The following is a 22,179-nucleotide window of genomic DNA, read 5'->3' on the forward strand; positions in this document are numbered from 1 at the left end:
AGGGTCCATTTCAGAAAGGTGGGTGTCCCAGATTTCGGATCTCCATCACTTTAATCAGCATTAGGAATGCAAACGTGCTGACAGAGCCACAGGAAAGGGTCATAGTCTATGAAAAGGCTAAATAACAGCCAGCAACTCTTGGACTGAATGTATGTGTTGCTGTATGATTTTGCGCCCCTAGACAGAAGGCCTTCCGGAACAGTGAAGGAGAAAAATGATGATTTGTAGTATTCGGCTGGCAAAAGCCATTGTGAGTAAAGCTCATGAGAAAGGAATCGCCGTAGATCAGATCAAACTTCAGAAGCTTGCCTACTACTGTCAGGGTTACACCCTTGTGTTGACTGGTAAGCCGCTCTTTAATGGCAGAATTGAAGCATGGGAGTATGGTCCTGTTGCCCCCGCGATTTATCAGGAGTTTCGCTGCTTTGGGCGTAACCAGATTGCTCCCGACATGTCATTTGTGAATGATCTGGATGATGTATTTAATAAGGTGATTGAGTTCGTACTTGATACCTTTGGAAAGTTAGACTCATTCGCTCTGGTTCACAAAACCCATAGTGAAGATCCTTGGCGTAATCATTACTCACCAGAGGTAGGTCATGATAGCAAAGAGATAACCAGTGAGGAACTATTGGCTTTTTTTGAAAAAGAGGTTATAGCAATACAGGACTCCGTATTTGCCAAAATAATGGATTCAGCCTCGCAAAAACTTGTGGAACTTCCTGCTTCGGTCAAAAATGAAGATGACTTCTACACTTGGCTGAAGGGAAATTGATGACTGTGAAACACAAATTTAAATTCACAGAACGTTCCAAAGCTGAGCTTGCTCTATTAGATAAAGATGTAACTGACAAGCTTTGGTTGAATTTTCTAAAACCGATTCTGGATGGTTATACTCCTCCTGATGAGCTCCCTGGCAAGTACAAGCCAAGCTGGGCAGCGAGATTTCTTGAGTCCCCCATGAGACAAGCTTTTGTTACTCATGCTAGGGAACAGAATATCCATCATTATCATTTTGGCTATCGAATATATACTGCAGGCCGTGATCCTGAGTATTCAGGTGATGTTTCAGATGGTATTATTCACACTCGCATAGATAATGGTGACAGTGAAATTTCACATGTCATACTGCAAACTTGCATCGAACATCCATCTCCATTTAAGTATCCATTTGAGTTAACAAAGGATCCTGCTTTAGATTAATTTAATTATTAATTCGATGAATTATTAATTTTGTAACATTGGTATTTTCGCTCTTGGCACGGCTGAAAATTTAATAGCCATCCTCCGTCCTATCTATTATCTTTTTCATTTCTAACATAGCGTATTTGATGGCCCACTGTTTGAATGGCGAAGAGTATCCTGACGATCGCGTATTTAAGGCCGCCGCGATGACTGATATAAAAACCAACCCGGCCTAAGCCGGGTTGGTTTTTTCAAGAGGCGGAAGAGATCAGAGCGCCTCCAATCTGGCATACGCCGTCACCAGCCACTTGGCGCCGACGTCGTCGAACTGGATCTGCACCCGGCTCTGCTGGCCGACCCCTTCGAAGTTGAGCACGATCCCTTCCCCAAATTTCGGATGCAGCACCCGCTGGCCGAGCTTGATGCCGCTGGCGTCGAAGCTCTGCTGCACCTCGTTCTGGCTGAAGCGGCCGTACTGGGTGGGGCGGCTGACCTGGGTGCGCAGCCGGATCTCTTCCAGACACTCGGCGGGCATCTCGCGGATAAAGCGGCTCGGCTTGTGGAACATCTCGCGGCCATAGATGCGGCGGCTCTCCGCATAACAGATGTAGAGCTTCTCCATGGCGCGGGTCATGCCGACGTAACAGAGGCGCCGCTCCTCCTCCAGCCGCCCCGACTCCTCGGTGGATTGCTGGCTGGGGAACATGCCTTCCTCGACGCCGACCAGCAGCACCAGGGGATATTCCAGCCCCTTGGCGCTGTGCAATGTCATCAGTTGCACCGCATCGGCATATTCGTCCGCCTGATTCTCCCCGGATTCCAGCGCCGCGTGGGCGAGGAAGGCGGAGAGATCGCTCATGTCCTCCAGCTCGTCCGGGCGCTGGTACTGACGGCAAGCGGTGACCAGTTCGTCCAGGTTCTCTACCCGCGCCTGGGATTTCTCGCCTTTTTCCGCCAGATACATGGCCTTGAGGCCGGAGTGCTGGATGACGATGTCCGCCTGCTGGTGCAGTGGCAGCAGGGAGACCTGTTCCTCCAGCGCGTCGATGAGATCCACGAAGCCGCGCACCGCGTTGCCGGCGCGACCGGTCAGCACCTTGTCATTGAGCAGTGCCTTGGCGGACTGCCACAGGTTCTGGCCCTGATCCCGGGCGTTGTTGCGCAATATCTCGAGGGTGCGATCGCCGATGCCCCGGGTCGGGGTGTTGACCACCCGCTCGAAGCTGGCGTCGTCGCCACGGTTGTTGATAAGGCGCAGGTAGGCCATGGCGTCCTTGATTTCCTGGCGCTCGAAGAAGCGCAGGCCGCCATAGATGCGGTACGGCATGGCGTCCTGCATCAGCGCCTCTTCCAGCACCCGGGACTGGGCGTTGGAGCGATAGAGGATGGCGCAGTCGGCGAGCAGACCCCCTTTCTCTTTCCAATCCTTGAGGCGGCCGACCACGAAGCGGGCCTCGTCCACCTCGTTGAAGGCGGCGTAAAGGGAGATCGGCTCGCCCTCGGCCCCCTCGGTCCACAGCTCCTTGCCAAGGCGCTCGGCGTTGTTGGCGATGACGCTGTTGGCGGCTTTGAGGATATTGGCGGTGGAGCGGTAGTTCTGCTCGAGGCGAATGGTCTCGGCGCCCTGATAGTCGGTCAGGAAGCGCTGGATGTTCTCTATCTTGGCGCCGCGCCAGCCGTAGATGGACTGGTCATCGTCGCCGACGATCATCACCTTGCCGGTGTCACCGGCCAGCATGCGCAGCCAGGCGTACTGGATGCCGTTGGTGTCCTGGAACTCGTCCACCAGGATGTTCTGGAAGCGGTCGCGGTAGTGCTCGAGGATGTGCGGCCGGTTGAGCCACAGCTCGTGGGCACGCAGCAGGAGTTCGGCAAAGTCCACCAGCCCGGAGCGATCGCAGGTCTCCTGATAGGTCTTGTAGATCTGCTGATAGGTGCGGGTGACCGGGTCGCCGTAGAGATCGATGTCGCCGGGGCGCAGCCCCTCGTCCTTCTTGCCGTTGATGTAGCCCATCACGGCGCGGGGGGCCCAGTGCTTCTCGTCGAGGTTGAGCGCCTTGAGCACCCGGCGGATCAGGCGGTACTGATCGTCCGAGTCGAGGATCTGGAAATCCTGCGGCAGGCCCGCATCCAGATGGTGGGCCCGCAACAATCGGTGGGCGATGCCGTGGAAGGTGCCTATCCACATGCCGCGCACGCCGTCGCCGATTACCTTCTCGACCCGGCCGCGCATCTCGGCGGCCGCCTTGTTGGTAAAGGTCACCGCGATGATGGAGAAGGGTGAACAGCGCTCCACCTGCATCAGCCAGGCGATACGGTGCACCAGCACCCGGGTCTTGCCCGAACCGGCACCGGCCAGCACCAGCAGGTTGCAACGGGGGGCCGCCACCGCGTCTCTTTGCTTGTCATTGAGCCCGTCGAGCAGGGTTGAAACGTCCATCACCACTCCTGTTTATTTATACAGGCGGGGATTATACGGCCTGAGGCGCCAGAGACCAAATCGGCCTGACGGGAAGCTGTGCCCGACGGCCCAGTGCCGCGGGAGGCGTCCGGGGTGCAAATTGGCGTCAATGGAAGCCTTGATTTTCATCGACGGACGAAAACGCTTGCGCCTAACTCGATGAATACAAACAAAAATGTCATTTGACACCTATTAATCACAGCATTTAGTTCTGGAAACAACGCCAAAAACAATCACTTATAAGGCAAATTGCTTATATTTCAAACCGTTAACGCAAACGTTTTTCCTTTATGATCTCCTTGACCCACAATCTGGCTCACTTACAGTTAGCCAGCGTGCTTTATGACCTGCCACGGCAGGTTGTGGACCCTCACATAACAATCAAGGATACGATCGTGACTAAAGTGCTCAAGCTGGCCACCGTGGCCGCCCTCACCCTTGCTGCTCTGTCCGCTCAGGCAGCCTCCGAGCCCGCCGTCATCTATGACACTGCAGGCAAATTCGACAAGTCCTTCAACGAAGCCGTGTTCCGCAACGGCGTCGAACTCTACAACAAGGACAAAGGCGTCAAGGTCAAGGAGTTCGAACCCCAGAACGAAGCCCAGCGCGAGCAGGGCCTGCGTCGTCTGGCCAGCCGTGGCAACGGCCCCATCGTCGCCGTCGGCTTCAACATGGGCTCCGCGGTAGAGAAGGTCGCCACCGAGTTCCCGAACACCCAGTTCACCATCATCGACATGGTGGTCGACAAGCCGAACGTGCAGTCCCTCATCTTCAAGGAGCATGAAGGCTCCTTCCTGGTGGGTGCCCTGGCCGCCATCGCCTCCAAGACCGGCAAGGTCGGCTTCGTGGGCGGCATGGACATCCCGCTGATCCGCAAGTTCCAGTGCGGCTACGAGCAGGGCGCCAAGTACATCAATCCGAAGATCGACGTCTACCAGAACATGACCGGCTCCACCCCGGCGGCCTTTGCTGACCCGGCCAAGGGTGCGGAGCTCGCCAAGTCCCAGTTCGCCAAGGGCGCCGACGTGGTCTATGCCGCCGCCGGCGGTACCGGCATCGGTGTTTACCAGGCCGCCAAGGACGAAGGCAAGTTCGCCATCGGCGTGGATTCCAACCAGAACCACCTGCAGCCTGGCACCATGCTGACCTCCATGGTCAAAGACGTGGGTATGGCCGCGTACAAGTCCTGGGATGACGCCGCCAAGGGCACCTGGAAGCCGGGCATCCAGACCCTGGGTCTGGCGGAAGGCGGTGTGGATTGGGCACTCGACAAAGACAACGAGAAGCTGATCACCCCGGAGATGAAGGCCAAGGTCGACGCCATCAAGGCCGACATCATCGCCGGCAAGATCAAGGTGCACGACTACATGAGCGACAACTCCTGTAAGTACTGAGTCACCGCTACTACTCTCAACCCAAGATGACCGGCCCATACGGGCCGGTTTTTAGTCTCTACTTCATGACTCGCAAGGACCTGCATCATGGACCAGACAGATCGCTATGCCATCGAATTAAGAGGTATCGATAAGCGCTTTGGCGAGGTTTACGCCAACAAGCAGATCGACCTCAAGGTTCGTAAAGGCAGCATTCACGGCATCGTCGGCGAAAATGGCGCCGGCAAGTCGACGCTGATGAGCATCATCTACGGTTTCTACCACGCCGACAGAGGCGAGATGCTGATCGACGGTCACCCCTTCAAACCCCATGGCTCACAGGATGCGATCGCCGCAGGCGTGGGCATGGTGCACCAGCACTTTATGCTGGTAAACAACTTCACCGTGCTGGAGAACGTGATCCTCGGCGCGGAAAACGGCTGGCATCTGGGCAAGAGCCTGGGCGCGGCCGAGAAGCTGCTCGGCGAGCTGGCCCGGGACTACGGTCTCGAGGTGCCGCTGCACGAGAAGATCGAGGATCTGCCGGTGGGCCTGCAGCAGCGGGTCGAGATCCTCAAGGCGCTCTATCGCGGCGCCCGTATCCTGATCCTGGACGAGCCGACCGGGGTGCTGACCCCGCAAGAGGCGGATCACCTGTTCGAGGTGCTCAAGAAGCTGCGGGATCAGGGCACCACCGTCATCATCATCACCCACAAGCTGCGGGAGATCCTGGCCATCACGGATCAGGTCTCCATCATGCGCCGCGGTGAGATGGTGGCCCACGTCGCCACCAAGGATACCGATAAGGAACAGCTCGCCGAGCTGATGGTGGGCCGCAAGGTGCGCCTCAAGGTCGACAAGGGCACCGCCCACCCGGGCGAGGCCAAGCTCAAGGTCGAGGGCCTCAGCTACGTGGACGACGCCGGCGTGGAGCGGGTCAAGTCCGCCAGCTTCGAGGTTCGGGCCGGGGAAGTGGTCGGCATCGCCGGCGTCTCCGGCAACGGCCAGTCCGAGCTGCTCAGCCTGCTCGGCGGCATCATCAAGCCCAGCAAGGGCAGTTTCAGCATCCTGGGTGATGGCAAGGCCCACCTAGTCGATCCCTCCCGCCCGGCCAACCCGGAGCAGGTGCGCAACTTCGGCCTCGGCCACATCCCGGAAGATCGCCACAAGATGGGGCTGATCAACCGCTTCGAGGCGAAAGAGGCCTTCATCCTCGGCTACCACCAGCGCGCCCAGTACAACAAGGGCTGGCTGCAGGACAAGGAGGCGATCCGCCAGGATTGCCAGGCCAAGATGGACAAGTGGGACGTGCGCCCGCCCCATCCCGAGCACAAGACCGCGAACTTCTCCGGCGGCAACCAGCAGAAGCTGGTGATCGCCCGGGAAGTGGAGCAGGACCCGGATGTGCTGCTGGTCGGCCAGCCGACCCGCGGGGTCGACATCGGCGCCATCGAGTACATCCACCAGCAGATCATCGCCATGCGCGACAAGGGCAAGGCCGTGCTGCTGGTGTCGGTGGAGCTGGACGAGATCATGAGCCTGTCTGACCGTATCCTGGTCATCGCAGACGGTCGCATCGTCGGCGAGCTGGACGGCGCCAAGGCCGATGAACGCACCATAGGTCTGATGATGGCTAACATCATTCCCGACGAGATTGCCAAGGAGGCTCGCCCATGAGCCAAGCACGTGTTCCCGCCTGGATTTCCGTGGGCGTCCTGCCCGCGATCAACATACTGCTGGCCTTCCTGGTGTCGGCCATCCTGTTCTATTACCTCGACATCAGCCCGATCGATGCCGCCGAGATCATGTGGTATGGCGCCTTCGGCACCGGCGAGGGGATAGGCTTCACCCTCTACTACGCCACCGGCTTCATCTTCACCGGTCTGGCGGTGGCGGTGGCCTTCCACGCCGGCCTGTTCAACATCGGCGGTGAGGGGCAGGCCTATATCGGCGGCCTCGGCGTCGGTCTGGTCTGCCTGCTGCTCGGCGACGTCTTGCCGTTCGCCCTGCTGCTGCCGCTCGCCATCATCGCCGGCGGTCTGTTCGGTGCGGCCTGGGCCTTCATCCCGGCCTGGCTGCAAGCCAAGCGCGGCAGCCATATCGTCATCACCACCATCATGTTCAACTTCATCGCGGCCTCCTTGATGGCCTACCTGCTGGTGGACATCTTCAAGCCGGCCGGCTCCATGGCCACCGAGAGCAAGGTGTTCGCCGTGGCGAGCTGGCTGCCGAAGATGAGTGAACTGGCGGCCGGTTTCGGCATGGAGATGCCCAACAGCCCGCTCAACATCAGCTTCTTCTGGGCGCTGATCTGCGCGCTGCTGGTCTGGGTCTTCATCTGGCATACCCGCTGGGGCTACGAGATCCGCTCGGTCGGCGCCAGCCAGAGCGCCTCCGCCTATGCGGGCATCTCCTATCCCAAGGTGGTGATCCTGGCCATGGTGATCTCCGGCATGCTGGCGGGCTTCTTCGCCCTCAACGTGCTGCAGGGCGAGCTGCACCAGATCAAGCTGAACTTCGTGGAGGGCTTCGGCTTCACCGGCATCGCGGTGGCCCTGATGGGGCGCAACCACCCGGTCGGCGTCATCATCGCCAGCCTGCTGTTCGGCTTCCTCTATCAGGGCGGCGCCGAGCTCAGCTTCGAGTTCGGGGTGGACCGCAACATAGTGGTGGTGCTGCAGGGTCTGGTGATCCTGTTCTGCGGCGCCCTGGAGCACATGCTGCGCCCGCGCATCGAGCAGGCCTACCTGGCCTTCGCCAACCGCTCAGCCGCGCAAGTCAAAGGAGCCTGACCATGTTCGAAACCCTGATATTGATGCTGGATGCCACTATACGTACCGCACCACCGCTCATTCTGGCCGCCATGGCCGGGATGTTCTGTGAACGCTCCGGGGTGGTCAACATCGCCCTGGAGGGCAAGCTGCTGGCCTCCGCCTTCGCGAGCGCGGCGGCCGCCGCCGTCACCGGCTCGGCCTGGATCGGGCTCGGCGTCGGGGTGGGGATCTCCATCCTGTTCGCCCTGATGCACGGCTTCGCCACCATCACCCACCGCGGTGATCAGGTGGTGAGCGGCATGGCCATCAACATACTGGCGGCCGGCCTGACCGTGACCCTGGGCCGTTACTGGTTCGATCAGGGCGGTCAGACCCCGGCACTGTCCGGTGACGCCCGCTTCGCCCCCATCGACCTGCCCTACGCCAAGGAGCTGTACGACGTGCCCGTCATCGGCCAGCTCTACAGCGAGCTCTTGAGCGGCCACTCCCTGCTGGAATACGTGGCCTTCGCCGCCGTGCCGCTGGCCTGGTGGGTGCTGTTCCGCACCCGCTTCGGCCTGCGCCTGCGCGCCGTGGGCGAGGCCCCGGCCGCGGTCGATACCGCCGGCATCTCCGTGGTACGGATGCGTTACACCGCCCTCATCATCGGCGGCCTGCTGGCCGGCATCGGCGGCACCTACCTGGCGGTGGCCCAGACCGCCCAGTTCATCCCGAACATGAGCGCGGGCAAGGGCTTCATGGCGCTGGCGGCGCTGGTGTTCGGCAAGTGGCGCCCCTGGAACGCCATGGCGGCCTGCCTGCTGTTCGGCTTCCTCGACGCCGTCGCCATCCGGTTGCAGGGGGTCAGCATCGGCGACTTCCCGATCCCGGTGCAGGCCATCGAGGCGCTGCCCTACATCCTGACCGTGTTCCTGCTGGCCGGCTTCATCGGCAAGGCGGTGGCACCCAAGGCGCTCGGCACCCCCTACGTCAAGGAACGGGAATAGCTTCCCGCCCCTGCCAAGAATGCAAAAGGCCCACGACAGTGGGCCTTTTTTTACGTGCTTCATTGCCCCTGACGCCTCAGTTTATCTTGCCCATCTCGATGGCGAAGCTGGTGGCCAGCTGGGCAAACTTGAGGGCGTGGGCAGCCGAGGGATCGGAATTCTGCAAGGTGTCCTGGGCTGTGTGGATATTGGGGTTGTAGTCGTTGAAGCGCGACTCGAACGGCATGGCGGCCGGGTAGCCCTGATTGTGCCAGGAGGCGTGATCCGAGCAGCCGTAACCGCAGCTGTCGTAGCCGTAGCGGATCTGGGGCAGATAGGCGTCGAGCAGCTGGGCCAGATAGCCGGTCAGCCCCTGGTCGGTGTAATCGGTCATGAAGACGATGTCTTGTGCCGAGCCCTGGTAGTTGGTCATGTCCAGCTGCAGCGCCGCCAGCACCTTGGTGTTGGCCGCCTTGTAGCGGGTGGCGATGTCCTTGGAGCCCCGCAGCCCCACCTCTTCCGCCGCATAGCCGATGAACTGCAGGGTGCGCTCCGGCTGGCGACCCTGCTCGGCGATGACCCTCAGCACCTCGGTCAGGGTGGCGATGCCGGAGGCATCGTCGTCGGCGCCGGGGGCCAGGGTGCGGCTGTTGGGGGCCGAACCCGCGGTGGAGTCGAGGTGGCCGCCGAGCACCACCACTTCGTCCGGGTAGCGGCTGCCCTTGAGGGTCAGCACCACGGATTGCTGTGGATAGCCGCTGTGCTTGACCCGGCTGACGCTGGCCCAGGGCAGGGCGGCGCTCAGGGTCTGCCACTGGCCGGCCACCCAGTCCGCCGACTGCACCCCTGTGGTGGTGGTGTAGTAGCGGTTGCGCCAGCTGGCGAGCTGGCCGATGGTGCCGGCTATGTTGCCCTGATCCAGATAGGGCAGCATCCGGTTGACGCTGGCCCCCTGGGTCAGCGGCGGGGCGCTGAACAGGTTCTGGCTGATGGGCTGGGCCATGCTCTGCAGGGCGTCGGCCAGGGTGCTGTGCACCACGTAGCCACCGCAGCGCTGATGACCTTCGTGCATCAGGTGGGAGAGGGTGCCGAGTTCGCTCGCCTCGACCTGGGCCAGCTGGATCGGGGCGCCGCTGGCGCTGAACAGGGGAGCCGGCTTGGCCTTGACCTGCTTGAGCTCGACGCCGCTGTCGGCACCGATCGTGATCCAGACGGGGTCGGCGGCCTGTACGGCGAGGGGCAGCAGGGGAAGCAAGAGGGCGGTCAACAAGGGTTTCATATCGGATCCTTCCAGATAGTGTTGCGGGCAAATGCGCCAAATGGGTGTCATAAGACGACCTGGCCAGTCTAGCCAAGGGTAAATGGGTGTGGATTTGCCCGTCTGGTGCAGCCATCCCTCCGTCCGGTGGGGGCCGCGGCAGGATCTGCTGTCTACTGCGCCGGCATGAGGGAGTCTGACGGAGCTTTGTGCTGGCGAGGGGAACCTGCGCAGCGTGCCCGCCGCAGAGGCGGCGTGCGGCCCCGACCTGGGGGGCTGACAAAGGGAGTCAAACTGTGCCATGCCGGCGCGGATAGCCAGGGGCAGCAACGATAGGCCGGCAGCAGGGTGATCCATGACATCATCGGATGGGGAGCGGACAGCGCCTGTTGAGCAACAGGACGCTGGCGCCAGGTCATGGGAGGCGAAAGGTGTTGCAAGGCTGGGGGGACGGTCCCCACAGCGATGGCCTGCTTCAACATCTGCCTTCCAACACCTGATGGGGGCGTCTGTTATCAGAGAGTCAGCCGATGGGGCGCACCAGGGCGGGCTGATGGGGATCGCTGAGGCGCTCGGCCAGATAGTCCACCAGCAGCCGCACCTTGGGGGAGAGGTGGCGGTTGTGGGGATAGAGGGCCCAGATCCCCTCCTCGGGGGCCCGCAGCTCCGGCAGCAGCTCGATGAGCTCCCCCCGGGCCAGGTGGTCGCTCACGTAGTAGTCCGGCAGCTGGATGATGCCGATCCCCTTGATGGCCGCATCCAGCAGGGCGTGGCCGCTGTTGCACTGCAGCAGGCCGCGCACCCGCACGCTGTGGGGTTTACCGTTCAGGGTGAAGTGCCACTCGTCCCCGTTGCCCACCAGACAGGTGTGACGGGCCAGCTCCGAGAGGCTGTTGGGCATGCCGTGGCGGGCGGTGTAGGCGGGGGAGGCGCACACATAGGGCACCCGCTGCGCCAGCTTGCGGGCCACCAGGGTCGAGTCCTTGAGGTGGCCGAGACGGATGGCGAGATCGTACCCCTCGTGCACCAGATCCAGCAGCTGGTTGGTGAGGTTCAGGGTCACCTCCAGCTGGGGAAAGCGCACCATGAAGTCGTTCACCAAGGGCGCGATGCGGCTCTCGCCGTAGGAGACGGGGGCCGTGATGCGCAAGGACCCTTGCGGCACCGCCTGATGGCGCCCCACCGCCAGCTCCGCCTCGTAGAGGTTGTCCAGCAGCTGGCGGCAGTGGCGAAAATAGATCTCCCCGAGTTCGGTGAGACGCACCTGACGGGTGGTACGCAGCAGCAGCTTGGCCTGCAGCCTGTCCTCCAGCTGCGCCACCTGGCGGCTCACCTGGGCCACCGACACCCCGAGCTTGCGCGCGGCCGGGGTGAAGCCCCCCTGCTCCGCCACGCTGACAAATTCACAGACCCCTTCCCAGCCGAACATTATTACCTGTGTGTAAAAGTGATTTGATAATTAGCGTTATTATCACCAAATCGGCGGGAAACTACACTGGATCTCCGAACTCATTTCCGTTCATCCAACCACTACGAGGACGTCATTCATGGCACAGGTTCAGAGCATCAAGTGCAAGGCCGCCATCGCCTGGGGCCCGGGTCAGCCCCTCTCCATCGAAGAGGTCGAGGTCATGCCGCCCCAGGCGGGCGAAGTGCGGGTGCGGATCGTCGCCACCGGCGTCTGCCACACCGATGCCTTCACCCTGTCAGGTGAGGATCCGGAAGGGGTCTTCCCCTGCATCCTGGGCCACGAGGGGGGCGGCATCGTCGAGTCCGTCGGCGAGGGCGTCACCAGCGTCAAGGTCGGCGACCACGTGATCCCGCTCTACACCCCCGAGTGCGGCGAGTGCAAGTTCTGCAAATCCGGCAAGACCAACCTGTGCCAGAAGATCCGCGCCACCCAGGGCAAGGGGCTGATGCCGGACGGCACCACCCGCTTCTCCAAGAACGGCCAGCCCATCTACCACTACATGGGCACCTCCACCTTCAGCGAATACACGGTACTGCCGGAGATCTCCATCGCCAAGGTGGACCCGGCCGCCCCCCTGGAAGAGGTCTGCCTGCTGGGCTGCGGCGTCACCACCGGCATAGGCGCCGTGATGAACACCGCCAAGGTGAAAGAGGGTGAGAGCGTCGCCATCTTCGGGCTGGGGGGCATAGGCCTCTCCGCCGTGATCGGCGCCCGCCTCGCCAAGGCCGGCCGCATCATCGCCATCGACATCAACGAGAGCAAGTTCGAGCTTGCCCGCAAGCTGGGCGCCACCGACTGCATCAACCCGAACACGTTCGACAAGCCCATCCAGGAGGTGATCGTCGAGATGACCGACGGCGGCGTCGACTTCTCCTTCGAGTGCATCGGCAACGTCAAGGTGATGCGCGCGGCGCTGGAGTGCTGCCACAAGGGCTGGGGCGAGTCTGTCATCATCGGCGTGGCCGGCGCGGGCCAGGAAATCAGCACCCGTCCATTCCAGCTGGTCACCGGCCGGGTGTGGCGCGGCAGCGCCTTCGGCGGGGTGCGCGGTCGCAGCGAACTGCCGAGCTACGTACAGCGCTACATGAAGGGGGAGTTCCGCCTGGACGACTTCATCACCCACACCATGCCCCTCGAGCAGATCAACGAGGCGTTCGATCTGATGCACGAAGGCAAGAGCATCCGCACCGTCATCCACTACTGATCCCATGAGCGCCCCGCCCATATGCATGGGTGGGGCAAGGAGTCCTTACATGAATCTGGACATCATCAGCAGCAACAAGAGCTTCGGCGGCTGGCACAAGCAGTATCGCCACCGCTCCAATGTGCTGGGGTGCGAGATGCGTTTCGCCATCTACCTGCCACCCCAGGCCCTCACCGGCCAGAAAGTCCCGGTGCTCTACTGGCTCAGCGGCCTCACCTGCACCGACGAGAACTTCATGCAGAAGGCAGGCGCCCAGCGCATCGCCGCCGAACTCGGCATCGCCCTGGTGGCACCGGACACCAGTCCACGCGGCGAGGGGATCCCGGACGATCCCGGCTATGACCTCGGCATGGGGGCGGGTTTCTACGTCAACGCCACCCAGACCCCCTGGCGGGATCACTACCAGATGTATGACTACGTTACCCGGGAGCTGCCCGAGCTCATCGAGACCCACTTCCCGGTCTCGACGAAACGCGCCATCAGCGGCCACTCCATGGGGGGCCACGGCGCCCTCATCGCCGCCCTGCGCGAGCCCGGCCGCTACCGATCTGTGTCGGCCTTCAGCCCCATCAGCCACCCGAGTCGCTGCCCCTGGGGCCAGAAGGCCCTCGGCGCCTACCTCGGCAACAACCCCCTGCTGTGGCAGGAGTGGGATGCCTGCCAGCTGCTGCGCCACCACGACAGCCCGCCCCTGCCGACCCTGGTGGATGTGGGGCTGGACGACCCCTTCCTGGCGGAGCAGCTCGGCATCGACACCCTGGCCGAAGTGGCCGCCACCCGTGAGTGGCCCCTGACGCTCAACCGCCACCCCGGTTACGATCACAGCTACTACTTCGTGGCGAGCTTCATCGAGGCGCACCTGCGCTTTCACGCCAGCCACCTGGGCGAACCGGCCCGGGATTGACGCGGGCAAGCGGAGCGCTGCCAAGCCACATGAAAAAAGGCCCCGCGGGGCCTTCTTGATGACGGGTTTTCATCGCCGGGGATCAGCTCCCCAACCGGCTCACCTGACCCGAGCCCGCGATCTCGCTGGTCAGCTCGGGGCTGCCCCAGTAGCTGACCGCACCGGCACCGGCGATCTCTACCTTGAGCCGCGACTGGGCCCGCACCTCGACCTCGCCACTGCCGGCGATGCTCACCTCGACCTCCTGACTGGCGAGCCCGGCCCCCTTGACGCCACCGGCGCCGGCGATGTTCAGCGCCATCACCCGGGCGGAGCCCTGCCCCAGATCCAGATTGCCCAGCCCGGCGATGTTGCCCTCCAGCCGATCCAGCGTCAGCCCGCTGGCGACGATGTCCCCCGTGCCTGCGAGAGAGAGCACCAGGTCATCCCCCTTGAAGTCGCGCAAGGAGCCGTTGCCAACCCCCGCCAACGCCAACTCGTGCAGCGTCGGCAGGGTGATGGTGATCTCCAGCGGCCGGGTGGGGTCGAGCCGGTAACCCTCCTTGACCTCGATCTCCAGCTTCTCCCCCTTCTCGGTGAACACCAGGTAGGGCAGCAGGTTGGCCTCCCCCTTGACCCTGAGGGTGTGGCTCTCTCCCGCCACCAGGTACAGGTTGGCGGGCACGCCCGCCAGCACCCGGGTCACCTCCCGCCCCAAGGGGTGCTGCTGCTCGACCATGGCCCCCTCCCCGCGCACCTTGACGTCATCCTGCCAGCTGCATCCGGTCAGTCCCAGGGCCAGCACCACTCCCAGCATCCATCTCATCCACACTCTCCTCGTCGTGTTCCTGTCGTACCGGGCCCCCTTGACCTGGGCGACAGGGTGAATCACATGAGCAAACCCCATACCATGAAAATAAATATATGATTTAAAGATGAAAATTGATTTTTCACACCATTGGCAACCCATTATAGAGAGTCATTCAGACCATAATTTGGTAAAACTGACCACACCCGAACATGGTGCCCGATCGACACACTGGCGGCACTTTTTGGTTGCCGCCCCGGTTCGTTGAGCCAATAGTGATACCTGGTGCGTATAGAGCACTCCATCGACGCATACCAACAAGGAGTCCGAGCGTGACCCAAGCCAGCCACCCATTCGCCACCCCGGGCCTGCCCGCCCCGACCCGGACCCCGCTCTTGACCGGCGAGGATCCCGAGCAGAAACGCCGCGAGCTGCTCGCCTACTTCTGCCAGACCTTCGATCTCTACGACTCGCTGTTCGACTGCCTGGCCGACGAGCGTGCCTGGTTCAACAAGGCGATCCCCCTGCGCCACCCGCTCATCTTCTACTACGGCCACACCGCCGCCTTCTTCGTCAACAAGCTGCTGGCGGCCCGCCTCATCGAGGGCCGGCTCGACCCCCGCATCGAGGCCCTGGTCGCCATCGGGGTGGACGAGATGAGCTGGGACGATCTGGACGAGACCCACTACGACTGGCCCACGGTGGCAGAGCTGCGTGACTACCGCGGCCATGTGCGGGATCTGGTGTGTGGTTTCATCGAGCGGATGCCGCTGACCCTGCCCATCGACTGGCAGAGTCCGGCCTGGGTCATCCTGATGGGCATAGAGCACGAGCGCATCCACCTCGAGACCTCCAGCGTGCTGATCCGCCAGCTGCCGCTGGCCTGGGTGCGCAGCCAACCCCAGTGGCCGGTCTGCCCCGAGGCGCGCCATCGCCGTGACGAGGTGCCCGCCAACACCCTGCTGCCGGTGGCCGGCGGCCGGGTGCGGCTCGGCAAGCAGGACGCCACCTACGGCTGGGACAACGAATACGGCGAGCGCCACATCGAACTGGCCCCCTTCCAGGCCAGCCGCATGCTGGTGAGCAACGCAGAATTTTTCGATTTCGTGCAGGCGGGCGGCTACCAGACCAGCGCCTGGTGGGATGACGAAGGCTGGGGCTGGCGCCAGTATGCCAACGCCCGCATGCCCACCTTCTGGGTTGGCGACCCCGCCGAACCCGAGCAGCTGCAACTGCGGCTGATGACCGAGCAGGTTCCCATGCCCTGGGACTGGCCGGTGGAGGTGAACCAGCTGGAGGCCGCCGCCTTCTGCCGCTGGCAGGCGGATCAGACCGGCCTGCCCGTCCAGTTGCCGAGCGAGGCAGAGTGGATGCTGCTGCGGGAGCAACTGGCCGGCGATCAGCCTGACTGGATCGAGGCGCCCGGCAACATCAACCTGGCCCGCTTCGCGTCGTCCTGCCCGGTGGATGCCTGCCCCCAGGGGAGCTTCTTCGATCTGGTGGGCAACGTCTGGCAGTGGACCAGCACCGCCATCGACGGCTTCGAGGGGTTCAGGGTACATCCCCTCTACGACGACTTCTCCACCCCCACCTTCGACGGCAAGCACACGCTCATCAAGGGCGGGAGCTGGATCAGCACCGGCAACGAGGCGATCAAGTCCTCCCGCTACGCCTTCCGTCGCCACTTCTTCCAGCACGCGGGCTTCCGCTACCTGGTCTCACGCCATCAGGAGCCCGTCATCGTGAACCCCTATGAAACCGACACGCTCGTCGCTCAGTACCTCGACTTCCAGTACGGCCCGAGCCACTTCGGGGTCGCCAACTACGCCCAGACCCTGGCCAGCCTTGCCAGCGAGCTGTGCAGCCGCCATGAGCGGGCGCTGGACATCGGCTGCGCCACCGGCCGCGCCAGCTTCGAACTGGCTCGCCGCTTCGCCCACGTGGACGGGGTGGACTACTCGGCCCGCTTCATCGACGTGGCCCTGACCCTGGCAAGACAGGACAGCTTCCGCTATGCGGTGCCGGTGGAAGGGGATCTGGTGGAATATTGCGAGGCGCGCCTCTCCCGCCACGAGCTCGGCCGCGAGCAGGCCGATCGCGTCCACTTCAGCCAGGGGGATGCCTGCAACCTCAAGCCCAAGTATGCGGACTACGATCTGGTGCTCGCCTCCAACCTGATCGACCGGCTGCGGGAGCCCGCCCGCTTCCTGCGGGACATCGCCCCGCGCCTGCGCAGCGGCGGCCTGCTGGTGCTCACCAGCCCCTACACCTGGCTGATCGACTACACCCCCAAGGCCAACTGGCTCGGCGGCATCCGGGAAAACGGCGAGGCCCTCGGCACCTATCAGGCGCTGCAACGGCTGCTGGCGGAGGAGTTCGAGGAGCACATGCCACCGCGAGACGTCCCCTTCGTCATCCGCGAGACCGCCCGCAAGTACCAGCACACGGTGGCCCAGCTCACCGTCTGGCGCAAACGCTGACGACGCGGCAAACGAAAGAGGGAGGCCCATGGCCTCCCTCTCTTTTTGCCCTAAAGGCTTACCCCTGCTGAGCCTGGGGCACCGCCTCATGCTCGCGGTAACGGCGGGCCAGCACGGCGCACACCATCAGCTGGATCTGGTGGAAGATCATCAGCGGCAGCACCATGACGCCGACGCTGGCGGCCGGGAACATGACGTTGGCCATCGGCACCCCGTTGGCGAGACTCTTCTTGGAGCCGCAGAAGACGATGGTGATCTCGTCCGCCCTGTTGAAACCGAGGCGACGGCTGATCCAGACGTTCCAGCCCAGCACCAGCGCCAGCAGCACGCAGCTCAGCAGCACTATGCTGGCCAGATCGTACCAGCCGACCAGGTGCCAGATCCCCTGCACCACCGCCTCGCTGAAGGCCACATAGACCACCAACAGGATGGAGCTCTGGTCCAGCTTGCCGATGAGCGGGCGATGGCTATCGACCCAGCCACCGATGAGGGGGCGCGACAGGTGCCCCACCACGAAGGGCAGCATCAGCTGCACCAAGATGGCCTGGATCGAGTGCCAGGTATCTATTCCCTCCCCCTGCACCTGGATCATCAGCCCTACCAGCACCGGCGAGAGGAAGATGCCGAGAATGCTGGAGGCCGAGGCGCTGCACACCGCCGCCGACACATTGCCGCCGGCCATGGAGGTGAAGGCGATGGCCGATTGCACGGTGGCGGGCAGGGCGCAGAGGTAGAGGAAGCCGAGGTAGATGGCCGGGCTCAGCCAGTGGGGCACCAGGGGCGTGAGCAACAGCCCCAGCAGCGGAAACAGCACGAAAGTGCTGGCCATCACCACCAGGTGCAGCCGCCAGTGGCCGAGGCCCGCCAGCAGGTTCTGGCGCGACAGCTTGGCACCATGCATGAAGAAGAGCAGCGCCACCGCCAGCTTGGTCAGCAGACCGAACCAGACGGCCACCTGCCCCTCGCAGGGGAAGAAGGAGGCCAGGGCCACCACGGCAATCAGCACAGAGGTAAAAGGATCCAGACGCACGAGCGGTCTCCGGTGAAAGCAGATCCCGCCCCCGCGCGGGGCCGGTGATCGGGGACGACAGGAAACACAACAGGAGCCGTGGCACGGCTCCTGTTGAAACGAATCCCCAGCTTACCCCGATAAACCGGGGGCGCAAAGTTGAGCGACAACTCGCAGTGGCAGGGAAACCCAATATGCCGGCCCGTGCCCATGGGGCAGGCGACATGTCACTCCATGGCGGCGACTAAAACAGAGCATCTTTTACTAAAATCAGCCTGTAGTTCCGCGCAGTGTCAGCTTGCTCGGTACCAGTACCCGCAGCGGAATGTCGCGCTCGTCGCGCAACCGCTCGACCAGCAGATTGACCCCCTGGGAGCCCATCAGCTCGGAGTGGATCCGCACCGTGGAGAGCTGCGGGAAGGTGAACCTGGCAGTCGGGATATCGTTGACGCTGATGAGCGCAATCTGCTGGGGAATGGCCAGCCCCTTCTCGTGGATGGCCCTCAGCACCCCGATGGCGATGGAGTCGGAGGCGACGAAGAGCGCACTGGGCCAGTCACCGGCCAGCATCTCCCTCGCCAGCCGATAACCGGAGGCACTGGAGAAATCGCCGCGATAGAGATCCTGCTCCTGCACCACCCCCAGCCGCCGACCGTAATCGGTGAAGGCCAGCTCACGCAGATCCGGGCCATCATGCTGGCCACCAATATAGCCGATGCGCCTATGCCCCTGGGCGACAAAGAAATCCACCACCTGCTGGCTGATCAGCGCCAGATCCACGTCTACTGAGTCGAACTCCCTCTGGGAGCGGCAATCGATGAAAACCAGCTGGGGAGAGCTGTGCTGCAACTGGACCAGACGCTCCGGGGTGAGACTCCCCACCACCAGGATGCCGTCGACAGCGGGGAGCTCACGCCCTTCGCCACCGTGATAACAATGCGTGAGCTCGATATTGAGGCGGGCACACTGGGTCTCGATACCGTAGCGAATGGCGAGGTAGTAGGGATCGTTGACCTCGGTACTCTGCGGGTAGGCATAGACGGACAGGAAGTGCAGCCTGCCCTTGTGGATGCCCTTGCGGGCGCTGCTGGTCTTGTACTCCAGCCGCTCGGCGATCTCGACGATCTTCTGCCTGGTCTCTTCCTTGACGCTCAGGCTGGGATCCTCGTTCAGTACCCGGGATACCGTGGCGAGCGAGACGCCCGCCTCCTGCGCAATTTCCTTCAACGTAGCCATCAATACCTCGCTGGCAGCCTCACCTGTTGGTCGGCAACGCCTAGAGGGTAATGATCAATCCCTTGATAGCCCAGTATTTTTACTAAAACACCGACAGAAGGGGTGAGGAAGAGGGGGCTGAAATGCAAAAAGGCCTCCCTAATGGGAGGCCTCTTCTGAATAGGTGCCTGACAGTGTCCTACTCTCGCATGGCGAATGCCACACTACCATCGGCGCTACCGCGTTTCACTTCTGAGTTCGGCATGGGATCAGGTGGTTCCACGGTGCTATTGCCGTCAGGCAAAAGCTTTACTACTTGAAAATGGTGCTGATACCCAGAATCGAACTGGGGACCTCATCCTTACCAAGGATGCGCTCTACCGACTGAGCCATATCAGCACACTAACCGGTAAAGACCACGCTGGGCGTAATCTTGAAATTGGGTGCCTGGCAGTGTCCTACTCTCGCATGGCGAATGCCACACTACCATCGGCGCTACAGCGTTTCACTTCTGAGTTCGGCATGGGGTCAGGTGGTTCCACTGCGCTATTGCCGCCAGGCAAAATCTTCAATCCAGAAAGCTGATGTGAATAACGAGTTAGCTAGTTTGCTTTGTCGCTATCACTGAATTAGTTAGTAGTTCTTCGATTTGCTACAAGGCTCGAAACACTTCTTGGGTGTTGTATGGTTAAGCCTCACGGGTAATTAGTATGGGTTAGCTCAACACGTCGCCGCGCTTACACACCCCACCTATCAACGTTGTGGTCTCCAACGGCCCTTTAGGACCCTCAAGGGGTCAGGGATGACTCATCTCAGGGCTCGCTTCCCGCTTAGATGCTTTCAGCGGTTATCGATTCCGAACTTAGCTACCGGGCAGTGCCACTGGCGTGACAACCCGAACACCAGAGGTTCGTTCACTCCGGTCCTCTCGTACTAGGAGCAACTCCCTTCAATCATCCAACGCCCACGGCAGATAGGGACCGAACTGTCTCACGACGTTCTGAACCCAGCTCGCGTACCACTTTAAATGGCGAACAGCCATACCCTTGGGACCGACTTCAGCCCCAGGATGTGATGAGCCGACATCGAGGTGCCAAACACCGCCGTCGATATGAACTCTTGGGCGGTATCAGCCTGTTATCCCCGGAGTACCTTTTATCCGTTGAGCGATGGCCCTTCCATTCAGAACCACCGGATCACTATGACCTACTTTCGTACCTGCTCGACCTGTCCGTCTCGCAGTTAAGCTGGCTTATGCCATTGCACTAACCTCCTGATGTCCGACCAGGATTAGCCAACCTTCGTGCTCCTCCGTTACTCTTTGGGAGGAGACCGCCCCAGTCAAACTACCCACCAGGCACTGTCCGCGAGCCCGATTCAGGGCCCTGCGTTAGAACATCAAACATACAAGGGTGGTATTTCAAGGACGGCTCCAGCGCAACTGGCGTCACGCCTTCAAAGCCTCCCACCTATCCTACACATGTAGGTTCAATGTTCAGTGCCAAGCTGTAGTAAAGGTTCACGGGGTCTTTCCGTCTAGCCGCGGGTACACCGCATCTTCACGGCGAATTCGATTTCACTGAGTCTCGGGTGGAGACAGCATGGCCATGGTTACACCATTCGTGCAGGTCGGAACTTACCCGACAAGGAATTTCGCTACCTTAGGACCGTTATAGTTACGGCCGCCGTTTACCGGGGCTTCGATCAAGAGCTTCGCTTGCGCTAACCCCATCAATTAACCTTCCGGCACCGGGCAGGTGTCACACCCTATACGTCCACTTTCGTGTTTGCAGAGTGCTGTGTTTTTGATAAACAGTCCCAGCCATCTGGTCACTGCGACTCCCGTCAGCTCCATCCGCAAGGGACTTCACCAACAAGAGCGAACCTTCTCCCGAAGTTACGGTTCTATTTTGCCTAGTTCCTTCACCCGAGTTCTCTCAAGCGCCTTGGTATTCTCTACCCGACCACCTGTGTCGGTTTGGGGTACGATGACTTGTAATCTGAAGCTTAGAGGCTTTTCCTGGAAGCAGGGCATCAATGGCTTCCGCACCGTGGTGCGTTCGTCTCGTGTCTCAGTGTTGTGTCTCCGGATTTGCCTAGAAACACCACCTACGCACTTTCACCAGGACAACCGTCGCCTGGCCCACCTAGCCTTCTCCGTCCCCCCATCGCAATTACAAGTCGTGCAGGAATATTAACCTGCTTCCCATCGATTACGCCTTTCGGCCTCACCTTAGGGGTCGACTCACCCTGCCCCGATTAACGTTGGACAGGAACCCTTGGTCTTCCGGCGAGGAGGCTTTTCACCCCCTTTATCGTTACTTACGTCAGCATTCGCACTTCTGATATCTCCAGCATGCCTCTCGACACACCTTCGCAGACTTACAGAACGCTCCCCTACCACTCACGCTTAGCGTGAATCCGCGGCTTCGGTGCCTGGTTTGAGCCCCGTTACATCTTCCGCGCAGGCCGACTCGACTAGTGAGCTATTACGCTTTCTTTAAATGATGGCTGCTTCTAAGCCAACATCCTAGCTGTCTGAGCCTTCCCACATCGTTTCCCACTTAACCAGAACTTTGGGACCTTAGCCGGCGGTCTGGGTTGTTTCCCTCTTCACGACGGACGTTAGCACCCGCCGTGTGTCTCCCGGATAGTACTTACTGGTATTCGGAGTTTGCATGGGGTTGGTAAGTCGGGATGACCCCCTAGCCCAAACAGTGCTCTACCCCCAGTAGTATTCGTCCGAGGCGCTACCTAAATAGCTTTCGGGGAGAACCAGCTATCTCCGAGTTTGATTGGCCTTTCACCCCCAGCCACAGGTCATCCCCTAACTTTGCAACGTTAGTGGGTTCGGTCCTCCAGTTGATGTTACTCAACCTTCAACCTGCCCATGGCTAGATCACCCGGTTTCGGGTCTACACCTTGCAACTAGACGCCCAGTTAAGACTCGGTTTCCCTACGGCTCCCCTATACGGTTAACCTCGCTACAAAATGTAAGTCGCTGACCCATTATACAAAAGGTACGCAGTCACCCCGAAGGGCTCCCACTGCTTGTACGTACACGGTTTCAGGTTCTATTTCACTCCCCTCACA

At 61.4% G+C, this 22,179-nt stretch carries 15 protein-coding genes, 1 tRNA gene and 3 rRNA genes (1 of these 19 running past the window's edge); 9 read left to right on the top strand and 10 right to left on the bottom strand.

Going from position 1 to position 22,179, the window contains the following annotated elements; all coding sequences use genetic code 11:
- The first annotated feature begins 217 nt into the window (after window positions 1-217).
- Both I6L39_RS05785 and I6L39_RS05790 read left to right on the top strand, forming a co-directional pair.
- Window positions 218-775, top strand: coding sequence for a Panacea domain-containing protein (locus I6L39_RS05785; RefSeq protein ID WP_216991285.1), 558 nt, complete (start codon window positions 218-220; stop codon window positions 773-775).
- Window positions 776-780: 5 nt separating this feature from the next.
- Entirely contained in the window at window positions 781-1,203 is a 423-nt protein-coding gene (locus tag I6L39_RS05790) for a hypothetical protein (RefSeq protein ID WP_216991286.1), read from the top strand.
- Between the two features lie 250 nt (window positions 1,204-1,453).
- On the opposite strand, the gene uvrD is transcribed toward I6L39_RS05790, so the two are convergent.
- Window positions 1,454-3,625: a DNA helicase II gene (gene uvrD, locus I6L39_RS05795; RefSeq protein WP_216991287.1), complete on the bottom strand. Its 2,172-nt coding sequence runs from the start codon at window positions 3,623-3,625 to the stop codon at window positions 1,454-1,456.
- Window positions 3,626-4,041: 416 nt separating this feature from the next.
- On the opposite strand from uvrD, the gene I6L39_RS05800 reads away from it, so the two are divergent.
- The 4 genes from I6L39_RS05800 (at window position 4,042) to I6L39_RS05815 (ending at window position 8,779) form a co-directional block, all read left to right on the top strand.
- The gene (locus tag I6L39_RS05800; protein WP_216991288.1) at window positions 4,042-5,040 is read left to right on the top strand and encodes a BMP family protein; all 999 of its coding nucleotides are present in this window, start codon (window positions 4,042-4,044) and stop codon (window positions 5,038-5,040) included.
- A gap of 87 nt (window positions 5,041-5,127) precedes the next feature.
- Window positions 5,128-6,696, top strand: a complete 1,569-nt coding sequence (locus I6L39_RS05805; protein WP_042075862.1) for an ABC transporter ATP-binding protein — start codon at window positions 5,128-5,130, stop codon at window positions 6,694-6,696.
- A complete protein-coding gene (locus I6L39_RS05810) occupies window positions 6,693-7,811 on the top strand; it encodes an ABC transporter permease (RefSeq protein WP_209794836.1) in 1,119 nt (372 codons plus the stop codon). Before I6L39_RS05805 ends, I6L39_RS05810 begins: the two co-directional genes overlap by 4 nt.
- A gap of 2 nt (window positions 7,812-7,813) precedes the next feature.
- The gene (locus I6L39_RS05815) at window positions 7,814-8,779 is read left to right on the top strand and encodes an ABC transporter permease (protein ID WP_042075866.1); all 966 of its coding nucleotides are present in this window, start codon (window positions 7,814-7,816) and stop codon (window positions 8,777-8,779) included.
- 76 nt (window positions 8,780-8,855) lie between these two features.
- On the opposite strand, the gene I6L39_RS05820 is transcribed toward I6L39_RS05815, so the two are convergent.
- Window positions 8,856-10,037 (bottom strand): M28 family metallopeptidase, encoded by a 1,182-nt coding sequence (locus tag I6L39_RS05820; RefSeq protein WP_216991289.1) that lies wholly within the window; start codon window positions 10,035-10,037, stop codon window positions 8,856-8,858.
- 502 nt (window positions 10,038-10,539) lie between these two features.
- Window positions 10,540-11,445 (bottom strand): LysR substrate-binding domain-containing protein, encoded by a 906-nt coding sequence (locus I6L39_RS05825; protein ID WP_216991290.1) that lies wholly within the window; start codon window positions 11,443-11,445, stop codon window positions 10,540-10,542.
- A gap of 118 nt (window positions 11,446-11,563) precedes the next feature.
- Between I6L39_RS05825 and I6L39_RS05830 the strand changes: the two genes are divergently transcribed.
- Both I6L39_RS05830 and fghA read left to right on the top strand, forming a co-directional pair.
- Complete coding sequence (locus I6L39_RS05830; protein WP_216991291.1) at window positions 11,564-12,691, top strand: S-(hydroxymethyl)glutathione dehydrogenase/class III alcohol dehydrogenase; 1,128 nt, start codon at window positions 11,564-11,566, stop codon at window positions 12,689-12,691.
- Between the two features lie 49 nt (window positions 12,692-12,740).
- Window positions 12,741-13,595, top strand: coding sequence for an S-formylglutathione hydrolase (gene fghA / locus I6L39_RS05835; RefSeq protein ID WP_216991292.1), 855 nt, complete (start codon window positions 12,741-12,743; stop codon window positions 13,593-13,595).
- 82 nt (window positions 13,596-13,677) lie between these two features.
- Here the strand turns inward: fghA and I6L39_RS05840 are convergent, their stop codons facing one another.
- Window positions 13,678-14,400, bottom strand: coding sequence for a DUF2807 domain-containing protein (locus tag I6L39_RS05840; protein ID WP_216991293.1), 723 nt, complete (start codon window positions 14,398-14,400; stop codon window positions 13,678-13,680).
- Window positions 14,401-14,714: 314 nt separating this feature from the next.
- Here I6L39_RS05840 and ovoA point away from each other — a divergent pair, with 314 nt between their 5' ends.
- On the top strand, window positions 14,715-16,862 hold the full coding sequence (ovoA, locus tag I6L39_RS05845) for a 5-histidylcysteine sulfoxide synthase (RefSeq protein ID WP_216991294.1): 2,148 nt from the start codon (window positions 14,715-14,717) through the stop codon (window positions 16,860-16,862).
- Between the two features lie 58 nt (window positions 16,863-16,920).
- On the opposite strand, the gene I6L39_RS05850 is transcribed toward ovoA, so the two are convergent.
- From I6L39_RS05850 to I6L39_RS05875, 6 genes are all read right to left on the bottom strand, one after another.
- The gene (locus I6L39_RS05850; RefSeq protein WP_216991295.1) at window positions 16,921-17,892 is read right to left on the bottom strand and encodes a bile acid:sodium symporter family protein; all 972 of its coding nucleotides are present in this window, start codon (window positions 17,890-17,892) and stop codon (window positions 16,921-16,923) included.
- Between the two features lie 249 nt (window positions 17,893-18,141).
- Entirely contained in the window at window positions 18,142-19,107 is a 966-nt protein-coding gene (ebgR, locus tag I6L39_RS05855) for a transcriptional regulator EbgR (protein ID WP_216991296.1), read from the bottom strand.
- Window positions 19,108-19,272: 165 nt separating this feature from the next.
- A 5S ribosomal RNA gene (gene rrf, locus I6L39_RS05860) occupies window positions 19,273-19,387 on the bottom strand.
- 22 nt (window positions 19,388-19,409) lie between these two features.
- A tRNA-Thr gene (locus I6L39_RS05865) sits at window positions 19,410-19,485 on the bottom strand.
- Between the two features lie 46 nt (window positions 19,486-19,531).
- Window positions 19,532-19,646, bottom strand: a 5S ribosomal RNA gene (gene rrf / locus I6L39_RS05870).
- A 124-nt stretch (window positions 19,647-19,770) separates the two neighbouring features.
- A 23S ribosomal RNA gene (locus tag I6L39_RS05875) occupies window positions 19,771-22,179 on the bottom strand; it runs 480 nt beyond the window's last position.

It is taken from the genome of Aeromonas sp. FDAARGOS 1409, from assembly GCF_019048705.1.
GTDB classification, from domain to species: domain Bacteria; phylum Pseudomonadota; class Gammaproteobacteria; order Enterobacterales; family Aeromonadaceae; genus Aeromonas; species Aeromonas sanarellii.

Coding starts and splice junctions, on each gene's coding strand:
- I6L39_RS05785 (WP_216991285.1), top strand. CDS start 218: ATGATTTGTAGTATTCGGCTGGCAAAAGCCATTGTGAGTAAAGCTCAT.
- I6L39_RS05820 (WP_216991289.1), bottom strand. CDS start 10,037: ATGAAACCCTTGTTGACCGCCCTCTTGCTTCCCCTGCTGCCCCTCGCC.
- uvrD (WP_216991287.1), bottom strand. CDS start 3,625: ATGGACGTTTCAACCCTGCTCGACGGGCTCAATGACAAGCAAAGAGAC.
- ebgR (WP_216991296.1), bottom strand. CDS start 19,107: ATGGCTACGTTGAAGGAAATTGCGCAGGAGGCGGGCGTCTCGCTCGCC.
- fghA (WP_216991292.1), top strand. CDS start 12,741: ATGAATCTGGACATCATCAGCAGCAACAAGAGCTTCGGCGGCTGGCAC.
- I6L39_RS05805 (WP_042075862.1), top strand. CDS start 5,128: ATGGACCAGACAGATCGCTATGCCATCGAATTAAGAGGTATCGATAAG.
- I6L39_RS05840 (WP_216991293.1), bottom strand. CDS start 14,400: ATGAGATGGATGCTGGGAGTGGTGCTGGCCCTGGGACTGACCGGATGC.
- I6L39_RS05810 (WP_209794836.1), top strand. CDS start 6,693: ATGAGCCAAGCACGTGTTCCCGCCTGGATTTCCGTGGGCGTCCTGCCC.
- I6L39_RS05825 (WP_216991290.1), bottom strand. CDS start 11,445: ATGTTCGGCTGGGAAGGGGTCTGTGAATTTGTCAGCGTGGCGGAGCAG.
- I6L39_RS05815 (WP_042075866.1), top strand. CDS start 7,814: ATGTTCGAAACCCTGATATTGATGCTGGATGCCACTATACGTACCGCA.
- I6L39_RS05830 (WP_216991291.1), top strand. CDS start 11,564: ATGGCACAGGTTCAGAGCATCAAGTGCAAGGCCGCCATCGCCTGGGGC.